Origin of the sequence: Methanobrevibacter sp. AbM4 (assembly GCF_000404165.1) — an archaeon.
Lineage (GTDB): Archaea > Methanobacteriota > Methanobacteria > Methanobacteriales > Methanobacteriaceae > Methanarmilla > Methanarmilla boviskoreani.
On the sequence record NC_021355.1, the window covers coordinates 660113 to 685455 of the forward strand.

General features: G+C 27.0%; 20 protein-coding genes and 2 tRNA genes. 13 read left to right on the forward strand and 9 right to left on the reverse strand.

The genetic code is table 11. The features are described from left to right. Positions 1–78 precede the first annotated feature (78 nt). The 3 genes from ABM4_RS02750 to ABM4_RS02760 form a co-directional block, all read right to left on the reverse strand. Positions 79–708: a cyclase family protein gene (locus ABM4_RS02750; RefSeq protein ID WP_016358154.1), complete on the reverse strand. Its 630-nt coding sequence runs from the start codon at positions 706–708 to the stop codon at positions 79–81. Positions 709–1069: 361 nt separating this feature from the next. Beyond that, complete coding sequence (locus ABM4_RS02755) at positions 1070–3208, reverse strand: heavy metal translocating P-type ATPase (RefSeq protein ID WP_016358155.1); 2139 nt, start codon at positions 3206–3208, stop codon at positions 1070–1072. Between the two features lie 22 nt (positions 3209–3230). Continuing rightward, positions 3231–3494: a hypothetical protein gene (locus ABM4_RS02760; protein ID WP_016358156.1), complete on the reverse strand. Its 264-nt coding sequence runs from the start codon at positions 3492–3494 to the stop codon at positions 3231–3233. Positions 3495–3949: 455 nt separating this feature from the next. On the opposite strand from ABM4_RS02760, the gene ABM4_RS02765 reads away from it, so the two are divergent. Next, entirely contained in the window at positions 3950–4513 is a 564-nt protein-coding gene (locus tag ABM4_RS02765; RefSeq protein ID WP_016358157.1) for a flavin reductase family protein, read from the forward strand. A 426-nt stretch (positions 4514–4939) separates the two neighbouring features. On the opposite strand, the gene ABM4_RS02770 is transcribed toward ABM4_RS02765, so the two are convergent. Both ABM4_RS02770 and ABM4_RS02775 read right to left on the reverse strand, forming a co-directional pair. Beyond that, positions 4940–5013: transfer RNA gene (locus tag ABM4_RS02770), tRNA-Gly, on the reverse strand. Between the two features lie 3 nt (positions 5014–5016). Next, positions 5017–5091, reverse strand: a tRNA-Gly gene (locus ABM4_RS02775). Positions 5092–5650: 559 nt separating this feature from the next. Here ABM4_RS02775 and ABM4_RS02780 point away from each other — a divergent pair. Both ABM4_RS02780 and ABM4_RS02785 read left to right on the forward strand, forming a co-directional pair. Further along, a complete protein-coding gene (locus tag ABM4_RS02780) occupies positions 5651–5941 on the forward strand; it encodes a hypothetical protein (protein ID WP_016358158.1) in 291 nt (96 codons plus the stop codon). A gap of 10 nt (positions 5942–5951) precedes the next feature. Continuing rightward, positions 5952–6224 (forward strand): hypothetical protein, encoded by a 273-nt coding sequence (locus tag ABM4_RS02785; protein WP_016358159.1) that lies wholly within the window; start codon positions 5952–5954, stop codon positions 6222–6224. A 771-nt stretch (positions 6225–6995) separates the two neighbouring features. Here ABM4_RS02785 and ABM4_RS02790 read toward each other — a convergent pair. From ABM4_RS02790 to thsA, 3 genes are all read right to left on the reverse strand, one after another. Continuing rightward, positions 6996–8486 (reverse strand): sodium-dependent transporter, encoded by a 1491-nt coding sequence (locus ABM4_RS02790; RefSeq protein WP_016358160.1) that lies wholly within the window; start codon positions 8484–8486, stop codon positions 6996–6998. Positions 8487–9189: 703 nt separating this feature from the next. Next, positions 9190–9870 (reverse strand): class I SAM-dependent methyltransferase, encoded by a 681-nt coding sequence (locus ABM4_RS02795; RefSeq protein ID WP_016358161.1) that lies wholly within the window; start codon positions 9868–9870, stop codon positions 9190–9192. Positions 9871–10175: 305 nt separating this feature from the next. After that, positions 10176–11795: a thermosome subunit alpha gene (thsA, locus tag ABM4_RS02800; protein WP_016358162.1), complete on the reverse strand. Its 1620-nt coding sequence runs from the start codon at positions 11793–11795 to the stop codon at positions 10176–10178. Between the two features lie 771 nt (positions 11796–12566). On the opposite strand from thsA, the gene ABM4_RS02805 reads away from it, so the two are divergent. The 6 genes from ABM4_RS02805 to ABM4_RS02830 all read left to right on the forward strand — a co-directional run bounded on the left by ABM4_RS02805 (position 12567) and on the right by ABM4_RS02830 (position 18481). Continuing rightward, on the forward strand, positions 12567–13607 hold the full coding sequence (locus ABM4_RS02805) for a hydroxymethylglutaryl-CoA synthase (RefSeq protein WP_016358163.1): 1041 nt from the start codon (positions 12567–12569) through the stop codon (positions 13605–13607). Positions 13608–13619: 12 nt separating this feature from the next. After that, entirely contained in the window at positions 13620–14780 is a 1161-nt protein-coding gene (locus tag ABM4_RS02810) for a thiolase domain-containing protein (protein WP_016358164.1), read from the forward strand. 400 nt (positions 14781–15180) lie between these two features. Continuing rightward, positions 15181–15648 (forward strand): flavodoxin, encoded by a 468-nt coding sequence (locus ABM4_RS02815; protein ID WP_016358165.1) that lies wholly within the window; start codon positions 15181–15183, stop codon positions 15646–15648. A gap of 245 nt (positions 15649–15893) precedes the next feature. Next, positions 15894–16358 carry a GNAT family N-acetyltransferase gene (locus ABM4_RS02820; protein WP_016358166.1) on the forward strand — a complete coding sequence of 155 codons (465 nt, stop codon included), beginning with the start codon at positions 15894–15896 and terminating at the stop codon, positions 16356–16358. A 210-nt stretch (positions 16359–16568) separates the two neighbouring features. Beyond that, a complete protein-coding gene (locus ABM4_RS02825) occupies positions 16569–17132 on the forward strand; it encodes a TetR/AcrR family transcriptional regulator (RefSeq protein ID WP_016358167.1) in 564 nt (187 codons plus the stop codon). Positions 17133–17353: 221 nt separating this feature from the next. Then, entirely contained in the window at positions 17354–18481 is a 1128-nt protein-coding gene (locus tag ABM4_RS02830) for an aldo/keto reductase (RefSeq protein ID WP_016358168.1), read from the forward strand. A gap of 177 nt (positions 18482–18658) precedes the next feature. Here ABM4_RS02830 and bsh read toward each other — a convergent pair whose 3' ends face one another. Next, positions 18659–19636: a choloylglycine hydrolase gene (gene bsh / locus ABM4_RS02835; RefSeq protein ID WP_016358169.1), complete on the reverse strand. Its 978-nt coding sequence runs from the start codon at positions 19634–19636 to the stop codon at positions 18659–18661. A gap of 483 nt (positions 19637–20119) precedes the next feature. Between bsh and ABM4_RS02840 the strand changes: the two genes are divergently transcribed. The 4 genes from ABM4_RS02840 to ABM4_RS08890 all read left to right on the forward strand — a co-directional run bounded on the left by ABM4_RS02840 (position 20120) and on the right by ABM4_RS08890 (position 25324). After that, on the forward strand, positions 20120–21187 hold the full coding sequence (locus tag ABM4_RS02840; protein ID WP_016358170.1) for a sensor histidine kinase: 1068 nt from the start codon (positions 20120–20122) through the stop codon (positions 21185–21187). 30 nt (positions 21188–21217) lie between these two features. Then, on the forward strand, positions 21218–21562 hold the full coding sequence (locus tag ABM4_RS08710) for a response regulator (RefSeq protein ID WP_016358171.1): 345 nt from the start codon (positions 21218–21220) through the stop codon (positions 21560–21562). A 756-nt stretch (positions 21563–22318) separates the two neighbouring features. Further along, positions 22319–22735 (forward strand): response regulator, encoded by a 417-nt coding sequence (locus ABM4_RS02850; protein ID WP_016358172.1) that lies wholly within the window; start codon positions 22319–22321, stop codon positions 22733–22735. 540 nt (positions 22736–23275) lie between these two features. Next, positions 23276–25324: a glycosyltransferase gene (locus ABM4_RS08890; protein WP_016358173.1), complete on the forward strand. Its 2049-nt coding sequence runs from the start codon at positions 23276–23278 to the stop codon at positions 25322–25324. Positions 25325–25343: the final 19 nt, after the last annotated feature.

Below are 25343 nucleotides of genomic sequence, written 5' to 3' on the forward strand. Positions count from 1 at the left end.
TGTTTTTTATTCTTTATCTATTTTATCTGTGGGCTGTTTTTGTTATTATATTAATAATTTGATTTATTTTAATTAATATTAGATATCTCTAACAAATGCTCTTATTAAACTTGCTTCACTATTGATTTTCAGCGGAATAAAATATCCGTAGTATTTATCTTTTTTAAGTAAGTCTAAATTACATAGATTTTCTATAATTAACACGTTATTCTTCAGTAAATATTTATGGATTTTAGTTTCTCCATAAAAATCGGGGCTTGACATATCTGTAGCAATTAATGAAACATCATTTTCAACTAAAAGTTTAGCAAATTCAATACTTAAGCTAGGATTATTAAGAAAATACTTATCACTATTAAAATTTTTAGCCCATAATGTTTTTAAAACAACTATTTTCTCAAGGCTTTCTGGGATATTTTTTATATCATTAACATTGATGTCATCATTTCTCTTTACAGGACTTGCATCTAAAATATTACATGGACCAATTAAATTTTCTAATTCTAAATCAGGTATTTTATCTAGGTTATTAAAATAATGATAAGGACTATCAATATGGGTTCCGGTATGGTTTGAACTTGTAAGTTTTGATAAATTACATTCTCCATTGTTATTTAATGAATCAATATATTCTATATTTAAATCAGGATCTCCTGGATATGGCTTAATATTATTTTCAAGTTTATGTGTTAAATCAATGAATTTCATAATTAGAATTAGGCTTTAATGATTAAAATTTATATTGAAATAGTTTTTATTAATTTAAAAATTAGCTTATTATTTGAAAATTATTTTTAATTTGGAATCAGCTTTAATAATCTTTATTAGTTAAAAAATTATACTAATTAAAAATGGTTTTTATTTAAAACCAGTTTAAAATGATTTTTTGTTTATTAAAAAGTGGTATACTAATTAAAAATCAGTTTTTATTTTAAAATCAGTTTATGGTTTTTGTTTATTTAAAATATTTAATCAATTAAAAATCGATTTTATATCTATTTATATAATCTTTAAAAAAAGGATGAATATTTAAAAGAGATTTAACTCCCTTTTTAAATATAAAATTGTTTTATGCATTTATAGGTTTAATCTCATCATTAGCTGGATTTAACATCTTATCTTTATCTCTCAATACTGACTTTGTACTTGCTATTCCAAGTAACATTGTGGATAAATTGTGTATTGTTGAGGATGTTGAAGGTGTGATTATACCAAGAATTCCTAATGCAATTAAAGTACCATTTATTCCAACGATTTTGTGGTAATTACTATTGATCTTATCTAACATTTTACGACTTAAAATTCTTAAAGTTATTAAATCGTATAAATTGTCTGATAATAAGGAAATATCTGCTACCTCTCTTGCAATGTCAGATGAATTCTTCATGGATACAGAAACATCTGCAGCTGCTAATGCTGGTGAATCATTAATGCCATCACCAACCATTATGATTGTTTTTCCTTCTTCTTTTAATCCTTCAATTATATTTGCTTTATCCTCTGGAAGTACTTGAGATTTATAATTTGTTATTCCAATTGATTCGGCAATACTTCGTGCACCACTTTCACTATCACCTGTTAACATGATAATGTTTTCAATGCCCATTGTTTTAAGTCTTGTTATAACATCTTTTGCTTCATCACGTACAGGATCATTAATACAGATTAATCCTTCAAGTTTATTGTCGATAGCTAAATATATTACAGAATTTTCTTTAACTTTTTCATCAATTAATTTTTTCTGTTCTTCGGTAATTTCAACCTTCTCATCTTCAAATAAGAAGTGTTTACTACCTATTACAGCTCTTTTGTCATTGTATCTAGTTGCAATTCCATGAGCTACTATATATTCAACTTCACTATGTTCTTCCTTATGGTTTAATCCTTCAGCCTCAGCTTGTTTTACAATTGCTTTTGCAATACTGTGTGCAAAATGCTCCTCAATACAAGCTGACATCTTTAACACTTCGTCTCTTGTGTAATTTCCAGTTGGAATTACATCTACTACTTTAGGACTTGCATGTGTTAATGTTCCAGTTTTATCAAATACAATTGTATCTGCTGTTGCAAATTTCTCGATGAATTTTCCACCTTTTATCATCATTCTATTATCGGATGCTTCACGCATAGCTGATATGATTGATAATGGGGTGGTTAATTTTATTGCACATGAGAAGTCTACCATTAAAACGGATAATGCCTTTGTAGTATCCCTTGTAAATAGATAAGTTAAGAATGTTAAAACAAAACTATATGGAACTAGTGAATTAGCTAATTCAACAGCTTTACTTTCGGTTTCAGCTTTTAGATTTTCTGAATTTTCGATTAATTCAACAATATTGTTTAACCTTGTATCTTGATCTACAGAATAAACCTCGATTACGATATTTCCCTCTTCAAGTACTGTACCTGCATTAACGGTTTTACCAATGTCTTTATGTACTGCTAAAGGTTCACCAGTCATTGAGGATTCATTAATCATTCCTTCTCCATCAACAATCTTTCCGTCTACAGGAATCATATCTCCCATATGGATTTTAACTTTATCTCCTTTTTTAATGTCTGCTAATGGATAGGTTATTTCAGTTCCATCATCTCTTACAAGCCATACGGTATCGATGTTTAAGCTTAAACTTTCTTTAAATGTACTTTTTGATTTTTGTACAGTATATTCCTCAAGTAAATCTGAGATTGAAAGTAAGAACATCATTGAACTTGCAGGTTCAAAGTCTTTTTTAAGTAATGAACCTGTAACAGCAGATCCATCAAGTAAATCTACATCAATTCTAAAGCTTGTTAAACTGTCTAGACCTTTTGCTATATATTTTACAGCTTTAATTAGAGTTATAGCATTTCTAATGTCTAATGGTAAAAAAGGTCTAATCAAATATCTTTTAATAAGTTTTTTAATAATCTTTAGATAGAATTTATTTGTAATTTCATTAGATTCGTTTTTAGGACTTGGCTTTCCTTCAAATAAATCCTCCATTCCAATATTATCTAATATTCTTAAAATCTTATCTTTATCTTCTATGTTGTAATAGTTAATTAAGATACTTCCATTTCTATGGGAAGTTCTTACATCTTTAATAAAATCATTTTCCAAAAGTAGTTCACTAAGACCATATCCTTCATATTCAGTAAATGCATTTTTACCAGAACGGACCCTTAATCTGGTCTGGTTGTCATACACTATTTGATATTTCATAGTTTAGCCTTGAGATATGGTTCTATTCTTTTTTAGAATCTGCATATATTTGTTTTTTCTCAGCTTTACTACTGTCAACAACGATATCTTCTGCATTTTCTTTCATATCTTGATAGCATTCTTCAGCATCTCTTTTCACTGCCATAACTGATGCCATCCCTTGAGTACAAGCTTTTTTTACTTGCTGTGATTCAAGGATTTTTTTTCCAATATATGCAGTAGCAATTCCTCCTAAAAATATTAATGCTTCTCTATGTTCACAAATTTCGTCCCAATAGTCGCTCATTTTTCGACACTCCTTGTAAATTTTTATATAATTAATTTTTACACCCACTTTTAGATATACCTAAAATTTTTAGATAATTTTAGCTTTTATAAAAAATTTTATACTTATTTTTTAGTATACCTAAAATTTTTAGGCAATTTTAGTTTTTATAAAAATTTATATTTAAAACTTTTGATTTTTTTAGGTAAACTAAAACTTTATTAATAATTTTTATATATTATTAAAAAATAAATATTAATAAATAGTCTTTATTGGTTTGAATTAATTTTTTAAAATTGTTTCATTTTTATAAAATGCTTAAATCTAAAATAAATGTGTTTTAAATTTAATTTATTTTGCCTAATTTTTGTAAAAATAAGTGTATTAATTAATTATTTAAATAGTAATAAAATAATATTATATTATATTATAAGATTGATTATTTTTTATGATAACAAATAAGAATAGATGATATTATGAGAAAAAATTTAGATACTACAAAAATAATACCATCACCGGTTTTAATGGTTGGTACTTATGATAAAGATGGAAACGCTGATGTTATGAATGTTGCATGGGGAGGTCAATGTGGACCAAATCACATAGCATTAAACTTAGGCCTAGCACATAAAACTGTGGAGAACCTTAAGGAAAAAGAGGCTTTCACTGTAAGCTTTGCAACTAAAAGCACTGAGGAATTATCTGATTATTTCGGTCTTCGTTCAGGAAATGATGCTGATAAAATTGCTGAATCTGGTGTAAGTGTAATCAAAGCAGAAAAGGTTGACGCTCCAATTATTGAAGAATATCCTTTAACTATTGAATTTAAGGTCATAGAAATGAAGGAAACTTTAGGTGAATTAAGAGTTGTTGGTGAAGCGGTAAATGTCTCAGCAGATGAATCAATATTGGATGATGATGGAAATATCTCTATTGAAAAATTAGAACCTATCATATTTGATTCTGTAACTAATTCCTATCGTGTTATTGGAGAGGTAGTTGGATCTGCTTTTTCAGATGGTAAGGAGTTATTTAATTAATTTGTATAAAAATAGTTTTTATATAATTTTAAACTTTTTTTCTTCATTAAAAAGGGTAAAACTTAAATTAAAGAGTAATACCTTTTTTCATGATTAATTTAAGAATTTTCAACATACTTTTTTTAGTTATATCTATATTCCCTTTTGATTTTTGATAATGTATAAATGCCATTTATTATGTTTAAGTTAAAATTCAATTTTTGATAATATATCAAGGTCTTATTTTTCAATTATCTTAAAAGTTAAAATCCATTGATGGAATATCAAAATCTTATTCTTCAATTATTTTAAAAATAGATTTATTCATTTAAAAATTAAACTAGCAATAATATGTTTATTAATCAAAATTAGTAAAGTATAAATTTAGATTAATCAACAAAAATAGCTGAAAGTATTGATTAATCTAAAAAACATACAAAAAAAGCATGCAACCGCCGGGATTCGAACCCGGGTTTTTGGCTTGGAAGGCCAAAGTAATAACCAGACTATACCACGGTTGCTTATGCGGCGTCCGGGATTTGAACCCGGGTCTCTAACGTGGCAGGCTAGAGTCTTAAACCAGGCTGGACTAACACCGCATTTGATTGTACTTTCATACAACATAATTATTTTTGTTATCATACTATATAAAGCTTTCTATTTTTATCTGATTTTTTTCAAATTTTTTATTTTAATATTCTAATTAATTATTTGAAAAATTTTAATCATCTTCTGATTTCATTTATATTTTCATTGGTTTAAGAAATTACCATTTATATATTCTTATTTTTCTATGGTAAATTCTATATTTTTTCAGTTATATTTCCAAAAGGATCTATATTAATCATTGCTTAATATTTACGGTTTAATTTCTTATATTCCATAAATATTTATATTCTATTTTATGAATATAATAATGTTATTATAACAACATTTAAATATTATAAAACCTATAAAAATATTGTTATTTATTAATTTTATTAAATATCTATCAATATTGATATTATTGATTTTATTAAATAATTTTATTTTAATATTATCTGGTGATTTAAAAAGGGTTCGATTCCTTTAGATATTATTTTTTACTCTCTTTAAGAGTAAAAAAAATTGTTTGTTATTTTCTTAAAAAAATAATAAAAAATCATATATGGTGATTAGATGTTTGATTTAAGTGCTTATGTTCCATTTTTAGGACTTTTAATATTTGGTAACATAGAAAACTTAATTCTTGCTTCACAAGGAGTAGTTGCCAAGGCAGATATGAAAAAATTAAGTTTAGCAAGTATTGTTGCTGTTATAATTTGGTTATTAATTGGTACTTTAGCTACTGCAGCTGCAATTAAATATGCTGATGCAATCAACTTTATTGGTGGTTTAGCTATTTTCATATTAGGTTTACAATCTATGCTTCAAGCAACACATCTTATTGGAAGTAACGACGGAAACTAAAGGTGTTATAATGTCATTTATGAATGAAATAAAACCATTTTTACCATTAATCATATTTGGTAACATAGAAAACTTAGTTTTAGCTTCCCAAGGTGTTACTGCAGGAGTAGATCCTATTGTTTTAGGTGGATTAAGTTTAATATTAGTTATAATATGGTTATTAATTGGTACATTTGGAACTAAAATTGCTATTAAATATGCTGATGCTATTGAATTTATCGGTGGTTTAGCAATATTTATTTTAGGTATTCAATCAATGTTAGAAGCAGTTCATATTATTTAAATGAAAATTTAAATGAATATATAAATTTTATGGAATTATTTATTATTATTTCAAGAAAAAACAATTTTTCAATAATACAAACCTTTTGGTTTTGTTATTCTTTTTTGAGGGCTTTTTTCATATTTTTGCTGAGTTTTAAACTCACAAAAAATATTTTTGGAAATTTATTCAAACATGCTATTTTTGTTTTCTGGTAAACTACTTATTTTCATTTTCATCCGCAGTGGATAAATGCCTTATTTTTTCATGTTAGGATAGAGTAACTCTTAGACTTATTTTTTTCGAATTAATTTAATATTTTAATTATTTTTTATAGCTTTATGACCTTGATATTTTAAAAGCTTATTTTATAGTTCTCTTTAGATTTTTTAATATAATTGATAATCTTATTTAATAAGAATGCTATAAAACTTCTAATAGTTTTTATATCTTAAATAATTTTTTAATTATTTATTGAATAGATGTACATGATGTTATTTTATTTTATAATACTTTCAGAGCAAATTAATTATATTAAAAATTTAGTTAAAATAACGAGTGTGTTTATATGATTATATGATTTTAAAGATCTTATTTTTAAAAATTACCTGATGAAATTATTTTCTATAAATAGCATAATTTTTTCTAAATTCAATATCAAATTTTAAAGAGTGTTCTATGAAAATATTTTCTATAAGTAGTATGGATTCTTCTAAATTCAGAAATGTTTTAAAAATAGCATTTAAATTATATTAAAAAAATAAAAAAAGTTAATTAAATGAAATTATTCATTTAATCACATTCAATTTCAAGTTTCTTATCACTTTTTGGAAGCAATGTTAAGACTATAGGTAATACTATGAGTATTGCTGCAATTATTCCTTGAACTGTTATTGAGAATAAATTATTGGTTGTTATTAATGTGTAGATTCCATTTAACCATAATGCTATGAAAATTATTGGAATCACATATTTAATAAGATATTTCCACCAGCTACCAAATTTATATTTCGCATTTCTATTTACAATATCCAGTAATTTATCAATATTGTATAACCAACCAAAGATTAAACATTCAAGGACAATACCGAATAGTACTGCAAACTCGTTTAGGAAACTATCTGCAATGGTAAGTAAATAATTTCCAAGTCCTGTAGCATATACAAATGATAATCCGAAACCGATTATACAAAGTACAGTTACTATGACTTTTCTTCTAATTTTGAATTTACGTGTTATACCAAGAGATAATGGTTCAAGAAGGGAAATTGTTGTTGTTATACCTGCAAATAATACACATAAGAAGAATAATGGTGCTAAAACATAAGCAAAATTACCCATTATGTTAAATACTGTTGGGAATGCAACAAATATAAGTCCAGAACCTTGTGTAATTACTTGGTCTATTGGAACACCTTGACTAAGTGACATAAATCCGAGGATTGAAAATACTCCAATAGCTGTAAAGAATTCAAATCCACAATTTGATATTGCAACGATTGCTCCATTTTTAATAAGCTGTGAATCTTCCGGTAGGTAACTTGAATATGTAGATACTACACCCCAACCTAAACTTAATGAGAATAATATTTGTCCTGCAGCTGCAAGCCATATATTCGGATCAAACAATGCATCCCATTTTGGAGTAAGTAATGTCTGTATTCCAATATATGATCCAGGTAAACTTACACCATAAATAATTACAATAGCCATGATTCCCATAAGTGCTGGAATCAAGACTTTACTGAATTTTCCAATACCATTATTTAAGTTTTGGTGTGAAATGTACCAGATTATTATCCATAATACAAGTAAGGATATTACAATTGGCCATATAACAGTAGAAAGTCCTGAAATTGATGTGGTACTATGGAGTAATGTGTTAGTGTAAAAATTACCGGGATTAGTTCCCCATCCTTTTGAGAAACTTAAAAGGAAATAGATTAAATCCCATGCAATAATAACTATATAATAACATAGAATCAGGAAGGAGGTTAAGCATATGAACCAACCAACAACTTCCAACTTACTCTTAACCTTTTTAAACATATTTGGTACAGAGGTTTTAAATTCAAAACCTACTGCATATTCTAAATATAAATAAGGTAAGGCCATAAGAAGAATAGAGATTAAGTAAGGTATAAGGAATGCCCCTCCACCATTTGAATATACTACATATGGATATCTCCATATATTACCAAGTCCAATAGCAGATCCAATCATCGCCATAATAAAGGATAATGTACTGTCCCATTGGCAAACTTTTTGATTTTGACTAGCCATCTTTATTTCACCTATGATGAATAAGATTTATAATTTAAATCATAATTATTATTAAAAAAAAGAATTGGATTAAAAATCTTAAAAAATATTGATTTATTTAAAACAATAAATTTGATTGATTAAATAATTTAAATCCTTAATTAGTTGAAATAATTTATTATTTATTAAATTATAAATTTCTAAGTTTAATATGAGAATTTAAAATATAAGTTTTATTCAGATATATTTACTTTTTTCACATATTTTTACAACTTAAATATATTTATTTTTGTTTGTTATTAAGTTTTTTTAATTTTTCAATATTTTTTAGATTAAGCTTTTATGGCTTGTTCTGGGGATTACTTCAAATTGAATACAATTATATAGAAAATAGTTTTAATATAGATTCTTAATTTTAAATGTTTAAAAAATATTTTAAAACGGGAAAAATTGGATATTGTTTTTTTTTTTATTTTAAAATTTTTAAAAATGAAAAGATGATTTTTTTTATATTTGGAAATGTTTAAAATTAGAATAATAAAAATAGGTTTATTTATTTTTAGAAGTATTTAAATTTAGAATAATAAAAATAGGTTTATTTATTTTTAGAAGTATTTAAATTTAGAATAATAAAAAAGGAGTATTATATATTTTTAAAAAATATTTAAAGGAAAAATAAAAATATTTTAAAAAATAATTGAATGAAATAGTTTTTTTAAATGGATTATTCTTTTCTACCAATTGCACATAAATATGTTGTTTTGGTGTTGGTAAATGTTGTAACGTCTTTAAAGCCTGCCTCTGCTAACATTTCACCAAGTTCATCTTCGGATAAGATAGTCATGTCCAATAATTCAATTCTATTTCCCATTCTTTCTTCTAGTCCCTCATCTTTCCTCTCTTCATTACAGATGAAAATTGCACCATCTTTTTTAAGGACTCTGTGAATTTCTTTAAAATCGTTTAAAAGATCTGGCCAGAAGTATATGGTTTCAAATCCGCTTACAATATCAAAACTTTCATCATCAAAAGGAAGTTCTGAAACAGATCCCTGAAGTATCTTAACTTGACCTTTTTCAATTTCTTCTTTATTGTATTTTTCAGATTCCTTAACACTAGTCTCGGAGTAGTCTATTCCATAGACCTTTCCGTTAGTCATACCTGCAAACCTTTTAACATTAACTCCTCCACCACAACCAATGTCTAATATGTCATCATCTTCACATACGTTTAAATGACTTACGCCCCATTGTGCTAAGTTTTCATGGGACTTATTCATTCTTTGAATCATTTTCTCTCCAAGTTCTCCTTCAGGTTTACGGCAGTTAAGAACTAGTTCGTCTGATTCTTTTTCTTTAATTTCTTTAAAGTCTTTATCTGACATTTGGTTATCGTTTGCACTCATAATTATTACCTTAATTATTGTTTAAATTTAGAATTAGATTAACAATATAATATAGTTTATATTATACTTATAATTTTTAAAGCTTATTGATTTTAAACTTTTAATTATTATATTTTTTTTATAAAAATTAGTAATGGTCTTTAAAATTAAAATCTTACATATTAAAATTCTTTACTGTAAACTTTAATATTAGGTTAAAATCAGAAAATGGATATTAAAATAAGTGTTGCTTGGTTAAAGATATTTTTCTATAAAAAAGGTAGAGATAGAAGGATTCTATCTCCGTGTTTGTAATCCCTTTATATTTACATCATAGGTGGCATTCCGCCTGCTCCAGGAGCTCCGCCCATTTGGGATGGGTCAGGTCCTTCTGATGAAGATGCGATAACATCGTCGATTCTTAAAATCATTTCAGCAGCTTCGGAAGCAGATTGAATAGCTTGTTTTTTGACACGTTTAGGTTCTACAACACCAGCTTCTTTCATATCAGTGACTTTACCATTGAATACATTTAATCCCATGGTGGTTGAGTTTTCATGAGCAGCTCTTAAATCTACTAATGAATCGATACTGTCAATACCTGCATTTTCAGCTAAAGTTTTTGGTACAACTTCTAAACTTTCTGCAAATGCATTTACAGCTAATTGTTCTCTTCCACTGATTGATTCAGCATAGTCTTTTAATCTTTTTGCAATAGCTACTTCAGGAGCTCCTCCTCCAGCAACTACTTGACCATCTTCAATAGTTGCAGCAACTACACCAATAGCATCTTCGATAGCTCTTTTGATTTCGTCTGCAACATGTTTGGTACTACCTCTTACAAGTAAGGTTACTGCTTTAGGTTCTTTACAATCTTCTACAAAGATCATATCTTCACCAGAGACTTTTTTCTCGATTACTGAACCAGCTTCACCTAAATCATCACTAGTTAAATCTTCAACATTACTGATGATGTTTGCACCGGTAGCTCTTGATAATTTTTCAATATCTGATTTTTTAACTCTTCTTACAGCTAAAATTCCTGCTTTTGATAAGTAGTGTTGAGCTAAGTCATCAATACCTTTTTGACAGAATAATACATTTGCTCCAGCATCGGAGATTTTTGCAACCATTTCTTTTAACATGTTTTCTTCTTGTTCAATAAATGCTTGCATTTGATTTGGATCTGTGATTCTGATTTCTGCATCTACTTCGGTTTCTTTAACTTCAAGAGCAGAGTTTAAGATAGCTATTTTTGCACCGTCAATTTCTGAAGGCATACCTTGGTGTACTCTTTCTTTATCAATAATTACACCTTGTACTAATTCAGAATCTTCGACAACTGCACCTTCTTTTTTCTCAATTTTAATGTGGTCAGTATCTACTTTTCCATCTTCTTCAACTTGTTCAACAGCTTGAACAACTAATTTTGCAAGAGGTTCACGAGCTTTTTCAGTTCCTTTACCGGTCATTGCAGTCATTGCAACTTTTTCTAAGGTTTCAGTATCAATATCACTTATTGCAATTTCATCTAAAATTTCTTGAGCTTTTTCAGCAGCTTGTCTGTATCCCATTGCAATAATGGTTGGGTGAATATCCATATCTAATAATTCTTCAGATTGTTTTAATAATTCTCCTGCAATGATAACAGCAGTAGTAGTTCCGTCTCCTACTTCATCTTCTTGTGTTTTTGCTACTTCAACAAGCATTTTTGCTGCAGGGTGGTCGATATCCATTTCTTTTAAGATAGTAACTCCATCGTTAGTTACTACAATATCTCCAAGTCCGTCTACTAACATTTTATCCATACCTTTTGGACCTAATGTAGTTCTTACGGTTTCAGCTAAAACTTTAGCAGCTAAAATATTATTTCTTTGTGCATCTTTACCTAATAACCTGTTAGTACCTTCAGGTAAAATGAATATTGGTTGACCTTGTTGTGCCATAATTTCACCTCAATATTTAAAATAATTCTTATAATCATTATCTAAATAGAATTATCTAATTAGACTTTAATTTTGCTTGATGTTTGTATTTAGGGAATATAACCATCTCATTCAATTATTTTAATACTATAACATAATGGTTTATACCCTTGTTAGTTTTTTTAAAAAAATTTAAAAAATTATCTAAAAATAAACATCTACATATAGAAGTGGGTTAGAGGTTATATAAATACTTTACGGTTAAAAGTAAATTTTTGTAACTAAAATAATTTATCATGATTTTCAATGATTATTATTTTATTTTCGGATTATAAATATAAATTCCTTATTATATTTATTTTTTTATGATTTAATGAGATGTCATCCTTTGTTTTATTAAATCAATAGATTTAACTAATGAATATATTGGAATTTAATAATGTTTTAAAGATTAAGATGTGATTCTTATCTCTTAGGTGATTCATTATAAAATATATTAATTATTCTATGGAATTGTTAATTTAAATTCATTTTTAATTTTTAATATATTGGAAAATTTTTATAGATTGGATTTTTTATTTAATTTCCTTAAAAAACATATAATTTTATATGTTTAAAAAACTTATAATATATTAATATAAATATTTAGTTAATTTTTTAGCTAAGATATATAACTTAAATTTCAAGATTTTTTAATAGATTATAATGATATTATTTTAAATAGTTGAATAATGATTAAAACTTTATGGAATTTTAATTTGATTTAATTTATTTGTAAAACGGTGTGATTTTATGGTAGGAATCGTAGGTTATGGTGCTTATGTACCTTCTTATAGGATTAAGGTTGAAGAAATTGCTAAAGTATGGGGTGATGAACCTGAACAATATAAGAAAGGTTTAGTTGTTAACGAAAAATCAGTACCTGCTCCTGATGAAGATGCTGTTACTATTGCAGTTATGGCTGCTAGAAATGCAGTAAGAAGAGCTCAAATAGATCCAAAAGATATTGGATCAGTATATGTTGGATCTGAATCCCACCCATATGCAGTTAAACCAACTGCTACTATTGTTGCAGATGCAATTGATGCAACTCCAAATTTAACTGCTGCAGATTTAGAATTTGCTTGTAAAGCAGGAACTGCAGGTATTCAAATGAATATGGGTTTAGTTGGATCTGATATGATTAAATATGGTTTAGCTATCGGTGCAGATACTTCTCAAGGTGCACCTGGTGATGCATTAGAATATACTGCATCTGCTGGAGGAGCTGCTTATATAATTGGTAAGGAAAATACAATTGCAGATATTACAAGAACCTGCAGTTTTACTACAGATACTCCTGATTTTTACAGAAGAGAAGGTCAGACTTATCCTTCACATGGTGGAAGATTCACTGGTAAACCTGCATATTATAAACATGTATTTGGTGCAGCAAAAAGAATGTTAGAAATGTCTGAAACTAGTGCGGAAGATTATGATTATTGCTGTTTCCACCAACCTAATGGTAAATTCTATATTAGAGCTGCTAGAACCTTAGGATTTAAACCAGAACAATATGAACAAGGTTTATTAACACCTTATATTGGTAATACCTATTCCGGTGCTGTTCCTTTAGGTTTATCACATATTTTAGATATTGCAAAACCTGGAGATAAAATATTTGTAGTAAGTTATGGTTCAGGTGCTGGTAGTGATGCATTCACTATTGAAGTAAATGATAGGATTGATGAAGTTAGAGATTTAGCTCCTAAAACTGATGATTATCTTAATGAGAAACATTATGTTGATTATGCAGTTTATGCTAAATATAAAGGTAAAATTAGAATGTCATAGGAGTGTATTACAATGAGAGATGTAGCAATTATAGGAGTTTCACAAACAAAATTTGGAGAATTATGGGATTCATCATTTAGATCCCTTGTTGCAGATGCTGGTATTGAAGCTATTGTAGACTCTAATATTGGTGGGGATGATATTGATGCAATGTATGTTGGTAATATGTCATCAGGTTTATTTGTAAATCAGGAACATATCGCATCACTTATATCTGATCATATGGGTTTAAATCCAATTCCATGTACAAGAGTTGAGGCAGCATGTGCATCTGGAAGCTTAGCATTGAGACAAGGTATTTTAGCTGTAGCTTCAGGATATCATGATGTTGTTGTATCTGCTGGTGTTGAAAAAATGACTGATGTTGTTGATGCTACACCTGCTATTGCAACAGCTTCTGATGTGGAATGGGAAGCTCAGCAAGGTGCAACTTTCCCTTCATTATATGCAATGATTGCAAAAAGACATATGTATGAATATGGTACTACAAGAGAACAACTTGCAGAATTTGCAGTAGTTGCTCATCACAATGCATCTAACAATCCTAGGGCACAATTCCCATTTGAGATTACTGTAGATAAGGCATTAAATTCAACAATGGTTGCAGATCCCTTAACTTTATTTGATTGTTCACCTGTTTCTGACGGTGCTGCTGCTGTTGTTTTATGTCCTGCTGAAGATGCTAAGAAATATACTGATACTCCAATTTATGTGAAAGCTTCACAACAAGCTTCAGGTACTATTGCACTTCATGATAGAAGAGATATGACTACTATCGATTCTACTGTTTATGCTTCAAGAAAAGCATATAAACAAGCTGGAGTAACTGAAAAAGATATAGATCTTGCAGAAGTACATGATTGTTTTACAATTAACGGTTTACTTGCTGTTGAAGATTTAGGATTCTGTAAGAAAGGTGAAGGTGGAAAAGTTATTGCAGATGGCCAAACAAGAATTGATGGTGATCATCCAATTAACCCATCAGGTGGTTTAAAAGCTAGAGGCCACCCATTAGGTGCAACTGGTATTGCTCAAGCAGCTGAAGTTGTATGGCAATTAAGAGGAGAAGCTGGAAAACGTCAAGTGGAAGGTGCAGAACTTGGACTTACTCATAATGTAGGTGGTACCGGAGGTACTTGTGCTGTACATATTTTAGGTGTTGACCCTAACTAAACACTTCTCTTTTTTATTTTCTCTTTTTAGATTATCTTTAAGTTATTTTAATGTTTTTCTGATTTTTAAATAATTTATTTTAGATTATTGGATTATTAAATTATTGATTATTTTTTAGTTTTTTTTTAGATATTTAATTAGATTATTTTTTTTATTTTCTGGATTTTCAAATTTCCAATTCTAACATTGAATTGTTTTTTGTTTTTAGATTTTCCATTCATTTGATTCTTATTTTTCTTAGTTTGAATTTTTTCTTATTTTTATCCTCTTTTTGGTGACTCTAATATTGTTTATAAAATTTTCTTTTAATTTTTAAAAAACTTTATATACAGTAATGTTGAAATTAATTTATATAACTGAGTATTCACTCATTTTTAAATAATATTAAAAAGGTGATATTATGGTAAACAATTTAGTTGCATATTTCTCATGTACTGGTACCAGTAAAAATGCCGCTATTAAATTGGCAAATGTTGTTGATGGAGATTTATTTGAAATCCTTCCAGAAACACCTTACTCCTCAGATGATTTGAATTATAGAAATTCTGAGAGCCGTAATGTTAAAGAAAGGGATGGTAAGGAAATTCCAAAAGTATCCACAAAGGTAAATGATATTAATCAATACGATACAGTTTATTTGGTATTTCCAATATGGTGGTATGTAGCACCTAAGATAATCAATAGTTTCCTTGAGGAATATGATTTGTCCGGTAAAAGGATTGTTGTATCTTATACCTCAGGTGGAAGCAGCCTTGGAAACACAATTCCAGAACTTGAACCATCTGCACCAGGTGCAGAATTTATTTCTGGAGTAAGATTCACCTCCTCTGATTCCGAGGTTGATATTAAGTCAAAATTAAACCTCTAAGATATAGGGGAACTGTTAAAAAATAGAATTAAAACTTTCTATTCTAACTTATTTTTCAACTTTTATTTTTTTATGTTTGTTTAATTTTTATACGGATATTCTTATTTTTTAATAAAATTTTATACACAGCTTAATATTATGTATAAAAAATTTCTATCTTTTTCCATTTAAAATAAACACATTTATATATGATGATTTTTAATATTATCATTCTATGAATACATAAAATTTGTGAGGTATTCAAAATGGAAATTCAAAGAGCTGAATATAATGACATAGAGGAAATTTTAGATCTACAATATAAGGCATTTATAACTCAGGCTAGAAAAACTAAGGATTATTCTATAGAACCTCTCCATCAAACTGTATCCAATGTACAGGAAGAGTTTGATAATGGTTTGATTTTAAAAGCTACAGATGACGAGGGTAAAATAGTAGGTTCTGTCAGAAGTGTAACTGAGGACAATACAGTCCATATTAGTAAGTTATTTGTTGATCCTAAATTGAAAAACTGCGGATTAGGTAGTACTTTACTTAATACTATTGAAGCAGAATCAAATGCAGAAAGAGCAGAGTTGTTTACAAATTCCTTATGTACCAAAAACATAAGCTTCTATAAGAAAAATGGGTATACTCCATATAAATTTGAATATATACCAGAATTAGCTTTAAAGTTCGATTTCATATTTCTTGAAAAATATTTAACTTAATTATTATTATTATTATTTTTTATTTAATTTTATTTTAGTTGGCTAAAAATATAATATTTATTTTTAAAATTAATTTGAGTTGACTTTTAGTTTTAAATAATTTTTTAGTCAGCTTTTTCTATTTTTTTCTTTTTAAATCTATAATTTTTATATATCATTAACTTATAATATTATCATATTAAAAAACTTATTTATAAAAGGTTGATTATTTTGAAAGATAAAGAGAAAAGGATACTTTTATCTGCAATAGAACTATTTTCTAAAAATGGTTATGGTAATACTACTACAGCAAGTATTGCAAAGAAGGCTAATGTAGGTGCAGGTACCTTATTTATTTATTTTCCAACAAAGTTAGACCTATTCCGTCAGGCCCTTTTATATGCTAATAAAGATTTTATTGATTATGTTAAGGATTTAAAAGAGAAAAAAGATTTTAAAAGGGGGATGATTGAAGTGTGGAATAGGATGGTTGACTATGCATTAATGAAACCTTACGAATATAATTTCATCGTTCAATCTAAAGGATCTACATTGGTAAGTGAAGAATTTGAGGAAGAACTGTTTAATCAAGGTAAATTCTTCTCTAATGTTTATAATAAATTTCAATCAAAAGGTGAAGTTAAAGAGCCATTTGGATTATTTAGTGTTTTCATGTTTCATGATGTTACAGCAACTGTAAACTTTATTAATGATGATCCTGATATTGACGTGGATAAAATTAAAAAGATTGGCTTTGATTTCCTATGGAAAGGAGTTAGCCTTAAAGATGATTAATCTTTTTAATTATTTTTCTGATTATTTAATTCTTGTATTATTTTTTGACAAAAAACCTACCGTAACATGTTTCCATACTATTGATTCTTTAATTCTTGTATTATTTTTTGGCTATTTTTACTAGGTTTGGTAATATTTATATATGTTATATCTTAATATTATATTACTGAGTGTTTAGTCAGTATTATAAAATATATGATTTTAATAAGGTATGTGATTTTATGAAACTTTTTGGTATGGGCTTAATGAGGTTACCTCTTTTAGATGAAAACGATTTAACTAGTATAGATCAGGAACAAGTTAATCGGATGGTAGATGAATATATTGGAAAGGGATATAATTATTTTGATACGGCATATCCTTATCATAAGGGATTAAGTGAAGTTACATTAAGAAAAGCAGTTATTGAGAGATATCCTCGTGAAGATGTGATTATTGCAGATAAATTGCCTATGTTTTCTATTGATAAGAAGGAACAATTAGAACCAATCTTCAATGAACAGTTGGAAAGATGTGGTGTCGATTATTTTGATTATTATATGTTACACAATGTTTCTACATGGACAAGGAAAGCTGTAGAAAATACTGATGCTTTTCAATTTATAGTGGATAAGAAGAGGGAAGGTAAAATTAAGCATATTGGAATTTCATTACACGACAAATCCAAATTCCTTAAAAAGATATTAGATGAACATCCTGAGATTGAATTTGTACAATTGCAAGTTAATTATCTTGATTGGGATAGTGATTCAATAGAAGCAAGGAAATGTTGTAATTTGGTAAAAGAGTATGGTAAGGAACTTATTATAATGGAACCTATTAAAGGTGGAATGTTGGTAAATATTCCTAGTTCTGTAGACTCTTTATTTAAAAGATATAATCCTGATATCAGTCCAGTTGAATGGGCATTTAAGTTCTGTGCTGGTTTGGATCCTATGGTTATTTTGTCCGGTGTAAGTAGTATTGAACAAATGAGGGATAACCTTAATATCTTTGAGAATATTAAGCCTTTAACATTAGATGAGTCTTATATGATAGGTGAGGCATCTATTTTAATTAATAATGATGTGGTTATTCCATGTACTGATTGTAATTATTGTATTCCCGCATGTGAACATAATATTCCAATACCAAAATATATTAGATTATACAATGATTCAAAAAGGGAAGGCGTCGATGCAGCTAACGCTCCAATATATTATACAACTCTTTCAATGGGTGAAGAGTTTGGCTCTGCTGCAGACTGTGATGCCTGTGGTGAATGTACTAAATTATGTCCACAGAACATTAAAATCGCTAAATGGCTTGAAAAGATCAATGAAGAGTTTGAATCAGGTGTATCCCTTTAAATGAAATTATTTTTATAGTTTCATTATTTTGCTTATTTTTTGTTTTTTCTAATTCTTTTTTTTAATTGGAAATTTGAAAATAAGAGTTATTTTTTTTTATTTGAATTATTGGATTTATTATAAATAGTTTAAAAAAAAGTTTAAAAAATAATTATAAAAATTTTTTTTAATATTAATCTAGTTTTGATAGTTTACATTCTGTTTGTTAATTAAAGGATATGAAATTAAACTTTCAGAATCCAAATCCTCTTTATGCATATCAACTGCATTAATCTGACTGTTTTCATAGGTTCTATAATAATAGATTCCCTTATCTGTATTTACACATGATGAATAAATAGTGATTTCATATTTATCTGGTTCTTCAATAAATGCAAGGCCTCTTTGTTGTTCAACTGATCCAAGAATGTGGAAGAACTGACTAACACTTTCAAGTTCATCTTCACTGGATAGTGAATTCATTTTGGTAAAACTTGCTTTTACAAAACGGGACATTGAGGATAAATCCCCAGGTAAACCTAAACCTCCCATTCCCCGACTATATGCCATTAAATCTAAATCATCACTAAATGTGTTATCCGGTGTTTTACTGGATAAGTATCTATAATTATTTAAATTGAATAACTGTTTATCAAATGGGGGATTGTTTGTTAAAACACCTACAGGGTTATCATAAACTTTAAGACCCTCTTTGACTGTCTCAACGGTTATGGATTCATTTTTATCTGAAATAATCCAATGAAGTGATGAGTTTGGAAGTTCATCGGAAAATTGGATGTTGACAATGTTAAGATTTTCTAAGAGTTTTCTTGCTTCTTTAACATCTTTGCATTGTGATAAAATCCAAGGAATAAATTCAAAAGATGCAACATTGGTTTTATTTTCATCTACTTCTTTATAGTCTGCAAAATCTGTGAAATTTAAACCAGCTACACTTAATCCCTTTTCATTTGTAGCATCATAATATAGTGGATAGGTTTCAATACCTGCTGTAATTCCAATAAATGCATAATGGCTGTTTATTGTATCTTCAACTCTAAATTCTAAAGGATAATTTCTTGGAGTTATAGTTATTTTCTCATTGTATGATAGTTCATAGTCAAAATTACGTCCAAAATAATGATCTTTTGATAAATAATTTGCTGCAGTACACATTGTCTTTCCTCACTAATTGATTATAACTTTAATATTGTATTTATTTTAATACGGTAATTAATATTTTCCATATTCTTGTTTTTTATTTATTTATATCTGTTAAAACTTTTATAATTAATTTTTAATATTAAAATTCAATTTGAATCTTGTTTTTCTATTATGTTAATTAAAAATATTTTTTATAGGGATTAAAATTTTTACATATATATTCACATGTCTAAAAATCACACTTTATATTTAATTTTTTTATAAACTTTTGATATATTATAAATTTTGTTTAATATTTATGAATTGTATAAATTATTTGTATATTAATCGGTTTTAATGAATTATTTTTATTAATAAGTATACATTTTTTTTATTTGTCTGAATATTTAGTTTATAAAATATTTATATAGTATAAACAATAAAATCTTATTCTGATATTAAAAATATTATTTTTAGGTTTTGTTACAAATTTTTTTTAGTTAAATGGGGATGTTCATGAAATATGAATATAAGGATAAAGAAGATTTAGTTGAATATATTAAGCCATTTTTCAATGTTCATTTAGCTGTTAATGACCAGGTTAATGAAATTATTTCATTTTTGGGTATTACATGGAAGGATCGTAAAGTTCAGTATGAGGATAATTTTTATAACCTATTTAAAATAGATGAGGATATTATAGAAAAATCTGGTTGGGATGAATTTATAAACATTTTAATTAGTAGATTTATTGATTATAATGATTTTAATGTTTCTATACGTAAATTATTAAGGGATATAAAGGAATCTAAATTTCAATCTGCTTTTATGGATAATATTTTTTATGATACTGGTGACTTGATTCTTTGTTTACAAATATATTTTGCAAATATTATTATTGATGGTGAACCTTCATTATTGATAGTTGTTTTACATGATAAAGGAATTATTAAAGATAAATTAGAACTTATTGAAACATCTAATCATAAGGATTTATTGCTTAAAGAAGTACATCATAGAGTTAAAAATAATTTACAAATCTTAAATAGTTTAATTAATTTGCAACAAAGATTTGGATACGCTGATAGTGAAGTTATTGAATCTATGAAGTTATTTATTTCATCAATGTCAATTGTGCATGAAAAACTTTACTCAGGTGATGTATTTGGTCGTGTAAATTTGTCTAGTTTTTTTAAGCAGTTTAAATCTCTTTTTTTAGATTTATATTCTCCTTGGAAAATTGACTTTAAATATGATATTGATGAGGATTTAAATCTAGATATACAATCAATCATGCCCTTCTCCTTAGTTTTGAATGAATTAATTATAAACACAATCAAATATGCATTTCCTGATGATTTTGAAGGTAAAAAGGAAATTTATTGTAGTTTAAAAGGTGAAAATGATGTTCTTCTCTTCAACTATAGGGATAATGGTATAGGTTTACAGGGAAAATCATCTAAAAACTCTTTGGGTAAGATTCTTGTAAATTCTTTAACTAGACAAGTTGATGGGGATTTTGAAGTTATTGATTCTGATAAAGGGTTTGCTTGTGAAATCCGCTTCCCTTATGATAATATTTGATCTGTTGGGGGTGTTATAATAACAACAATATTGGTCATAGAAGATGAAGCAATAATCTCTTTAGATTTATGTTTCAAATTAAAAGATAAAGGTTTTACTGTTTATCATTCAGATGATTATCATGATGCATTAAAAATCATTTCCGAGAAGAAACCAGATTTGATTATCACTGATTTAAAACTTAAATCTGGATTTGTTGGAATTGATCTTTATAATAAGTTTAAAAAGGATGGTTATAAATTTATTATTATTTCTGGAACTGATCATGATAAAAAACTTGATGATTTTATTAAATCTGAGAATTTAGTTTTTGTCAGTAAACCTTTCGTTTTTGAAGATTTATTTGAGAAGATTAATGAACTTTTAAATAAGTAATTTTTTAATTATTTTTTTTAATTACATTAGATTGATTTTTTAACTTTATTTTGATGATTTTATTAGTTTTTTTCTATTTTTTTATTATCTGTAAGTAATTACTCTATTTTTTAATTATTCTTGAAACAAATAAACTCTTTTTCTAGTTATTGTATTTTTCTTTCAGTTTCATTTAATTTAAAAAAGGTTTTTTTCTAGGGTTGTTAATTTAATTTTTATCAATTTTTTTATAATTTTTGTAACTGTTTAATTATTTTTGTTTTTAAAATGAGTTTATATACTCTAATATGTAATTTATTAAAAAATTAAATAGATAACTATTTAAATAGAAATCTATATATTAATATTGTAAATTTATTTATTATATCTGATTTAAATGTTTTTTATGAAAATATTCTTTAAAATAAACGATTTTAATTCAAATTTTCTTTAAAGCTTAAATTAAATCATTTTTAAGAATATAGCTTTTCAAATACTTTTATTAATAATAAGATATATTTAAGAGGAATGTATTTTATTATTAATTTAGGTCATTGATTGATTAGATGTAATTTTTTTCAAATATATATTTAAACAATCATTTAAAAAATTAATATATTTTTTAAGATTTGATTAATATTATTTGTTTTTCAAAGTTTGATTTTTTTAATTTTTCATTTTCATCTTTTTTAAAAATAATCTTTCATATTCGGATTGGGTTAAATCTTAAAATTTATAAATAATATTTTTTTTTAAAATGTTGTTGGAAGGATATTTATGAAAAATACTATATTAATTGTAGAAGATGAGTCAATTACGGCACTGGATTTAAAATTTACACTGGAAGAGTTGGGTTATGATGTTGTAGGCATAGCTGATAATGGTAAAGATGCGATTAATCTTGCAGCGGAATTATCACCAGATTTAACTATTATGGATATTCATCTAAAAGGTGAGATGACTGGTATTGATGCTTCCAAAAGGCTTTCAGAACTTAATTTGCCTTGTATTTTTCTAACTGCATACTCTGATGATAATACTTTTAATGAAGTCTTGGAAAGCTCTTCCTATGGCTTTATTACAAAACCCTTTAATAAACGTACGATTGGTCTAAATGTTGACTTTGCAATTAAACGTTCTAAAGTTGATGCTGAAAAACTTAATATGGCTCAGGGTTTTGTAAAAGGTAAATAAATTTTTTTTATTTTTTTTTTATTTTTTGAAGGATTCAAGAAAAATATTTTTTTTTAAAATTGATATCTCTTTTTTTTAAGCAAATTGTATTTCAAATGAAGTGATTGTTTCAATCCTAAAATTTTTAAAACCTTATTTTTGTAAAATATAAAACTTTAATTACTTTATTAAATATACTTATATAAATGTATTTTTTAAATAAATCTAATAATATAAATGAAATTTCCTGTTTTATTATTGGAATAATTTAATTTAATTTAATTTAATATTATTTGTTATTTTTAATAGGGTTCACTACAATTTAAATTTTTACATATGGAATTCTACTTGAAATACAAAATTATCTATTATAAGGTCCTTTTTATGAATATTTGTTAGTTTTTAGCCAACCACTGATAAAAATTAGATTTTTTCTATAATTGCTTTATTAATGTTAAGTATTTTAAAGATTTAATAGTATTTTTTTCAATTGATTTAATATGGTTTTTCATTTTTAATGGATCTATTTATTTAAATAAAAAACTAAAAGGAGGTGTAATATTGGATAAAGATAGGGATATTGTTGTTGCAGACAGGGATATGAACAATAAAGGTATTGATGTCGATGATGATGTTAGTAAGGGTACTAACAGTATAAATGATGATGATCTTGTTAGTGCAGATGGGGATGTTGATAATGGTGCTAGTGGTATAAATGATAATGATACAGTTAATATGGATGGTACTGATGATGATGTTATTTATCAAATAGCTAATAATGAAATCTCATCATTAAATAATGCAAATAAGACAGATGATTTGGCTATAACTGTCTATAATGGTAATAATGGTTTAGTTACTGAAAAACAGCATGAAAGGATTCCAACTGTATATGTTGTTTCTAAAAGTAATATAGCTATTGATAATATTAAAAAAACCGTAAATGCTGAACATTATATTTTTTTAGGTGTTTCTGACAATAGTGAAGAGGCTCTTTACTTTATTGAAGAAAACACTCCGGATATCGTATTCTTAAGTTTAGATATCCATGGTAAATTGAAAGGTGAAGAGTTAGGTAAACTTATCAATAAATTAGATATACCAATAATCTATATTTTTAATTTAGATGATGGTTTAGATTATAGTAGTTTTATAGAAACAAACTATGGTTTTATATTTGAAGATTATTCTCCTGAAGAAATTAAATTTGTTATTAAAGTTGCTCTTAAAAAGCATGAATCTAATGTTAAATCTGTAATTAATGTTAAATCTAAGATGACTGAGAAGAATATAGAATTAGGGATTGAAAAATTATATTCTACTTTGCTTTTAGTACTTTCTGTGATTCTTATTGCAGATGGTATTATATCTCGTAATGTAACATTCCTTCAATGGATTATATTTATTCCTTCTGTAATGATGATATTTTTAGCAATTGTGAGTCTATTTAAAATGACTGAGCCAACTCCATATGAGATACCTCCTTTTGTTTCCGTTATTATTCCGGCACATAACGAACAATACACTATCGAATCAACTGTTAGAAGCATTGGAGGCATGGATTATAATTATAAAGGTAAATCTAACTTTGAGATTATTGTTGTAAATGACGGTTCTGAGGATAAAACCGGTGAAATCTTATCTGATCTTAAGAAGGAAATCCCTAATTTGAGAATAATTACTCGTAGACCACCTAAAGCAGGTAAAGGTAAAGGGTTTGTACTTAACGATGCTCTTTCATTGGCTAATGGATCTGTTGTAGGGGTATTTGATGCAGATACCCAGGTACATCCCGATTTCTTAGAGAAATTAATACCCTATTTAAATGATCCTAAGGTACAGGGTGTTCAGTCACGTGTAAGGATGTATAATAGGGATAAAAATTTCTTAACTAATATGCAAGATGTGGAATTTGCAGGCTTTGGAAATATACTTAGGGCTAAGGACAATCTTAAATTTAATGGCTTTCTTGGTGGAAATGGTCAGTTTGTTAAAAAAGATGCTATTATTAAATCTGGAAAATGGGACGGATTTGCTGTTACTGAGGATTTAAATTTAAGTGTTAAGATATTGATTAATGGTGGTGAGATTAGATATTGTCCGGAAGTTGCTGTTTATCAGGAGGCTGTCGATAATTGGGGTGACTTCATGAGACAAAGGGTTCGCTGGGCTATGGGTAATTTTGAAACATTGTTTGTGTATTTTTCAAGAATTCTTACCTGTAAATTACCTCTCTTTAAAAAAATAGGTATCATTTCACATATCAGTAATTATGCATTTAATTTATTCATTTTCGTTGGTTTTATTATATTTATCGTAAATATAATTGCATGGTTTATACTACATATTCCGACTGTAATACGTATGGAGGCACCTTTGATAATCGGTTTTATCTCAGCTATCGGATTTTTCCCGGGAATAACCATTTCACTTTTACGTGATGATAAGAAATTTAAAAGATTTATTATAGACTTGGTTGAATATTGGCTTTATTGTTTCCACCTGATTCCATTGTTCTTTAAAACAATGTGGGTTATGATTACGAGGGTTGAGAGAAGATGGACTAAAACCTCTCATAAAGGTATGGAAGATGAGGAAGAAGATAATTAATATTTTTAGAGGTGAATAA

Bases quoted from the DNA above. Each gene is read 5' to 3' on its own strand.
- bsh (WP_016358169.1), bottom strand. From the start codon at position 19,636: ATGTGTACTGCAGCAAATTATTTATCAAAAGATCATTATTTTGGACGT.
- ABM4_RS02820 (WP_016358166.1), top strand. From the start codon at position 15,894: ATGGAAATTCAAAGAGCTGAATATAATGACATAGAGGAAATTTTAGAT.
- ABM4_RS02795 (WP_016358161.1), bottom strand. From the start codon at position 9,870: ATGAGTGCAAACGATAACCAAATGTCAGATAAAGACTTTAAAGAAATT.
- ABM4_RS02755 (WP_016358155.1), bottom strand. From the start codon at position 3,208: ATGAAATATCAAATAGTGTATGACAACCAGACCAGATTAAGGGTCCGT.
- ABM4_RS02850 (WP_016358172.1), top strand. From the start codon at position 22,319: ATGAAAAATACTATATTAATTGTAGAAGATGAGTCAATTACGGCACTG.
- thsA (WP_016358162.1), bottom strand. From the start codon at position 11,795: ATGGCACAACAAGGTCAACCAATATTCATTTTACCTGAAGGTACTAAC.
- ABM4_RS02840 (WP_016358170.1), top strand. From the start codon at position 20,120: ATGAAATATGAATATAAGGATAAAGAAGATTTAGTTGAATATATTAAG.
- ABM4_RS02810 (WP_016358164.1), top strand. From the start codon at position 13,620: ATGAGAGATGTAGCAATTATAGGAGTTTCACAAACAAAATTTGGAGAA.
- ABM4_RS02780 (WP_016358158.1), top strand. From the start codon at position 5,651: ATGTTTGATTTAAGTGCTTATGTTCCATTTTTAGGACTTTTAATATTT.
- ABM4_RS02815 (WP_016358165.1), top strand. From the start codon at position 15,181: ATGGTAAACAATTTAGTTGCATATTTCTCATGTACTGGTACCAGTAAA.
- ABM4_RS02785 (WP_016358159.1), top strand. From the start codon at position 5,952: ATGTCATTTATGAATGAAATAAAACCATTTTTACCATTAATCATATTT.
- ABM4_RS02790 (WP_016358160.1), bottom strand. From the start codon at position 8,486: ATGGCTAGTCAAAATCAAAAAGTTTGCCAATGGGACAGTACATTATCC.
- ABM4_RS02765 (WP_016358157.1), top strand. From the start codon at position 3,950: ATGAGAAAAAATTTAGATACTACAAAAATAATACCATCACCGGTTTTA.
- ABM4_RS02830 (WP_016358168.1), top strand. From the start codon at position 17,354: ATGAAACTTTTTGGTATGGGCTTAATGAGGTTACCTCTTTTAGATGAA.
- ABM4_RS02760 (WP_016358156.1), bottom strand. From the start codon at position 3,494: ATGAGCGACTATTGGGACGAAATTTGTGAACATAGAGAAGCATTAATA.
- ABM4_RS02750 (WP_016358154.1), bottom strand. From the start codon at position 708: ATGAAATTCATTGATTTAACACATAAACTTGAAAATAATATTAAGCCA.
- ABM4_RS02805 (WP_016358163.1), top strand. From the start codon at position 12,567: ATGGTAGGAATCGTAGGTTATGGTGCTTATGTACCTTCTTATAGGATT.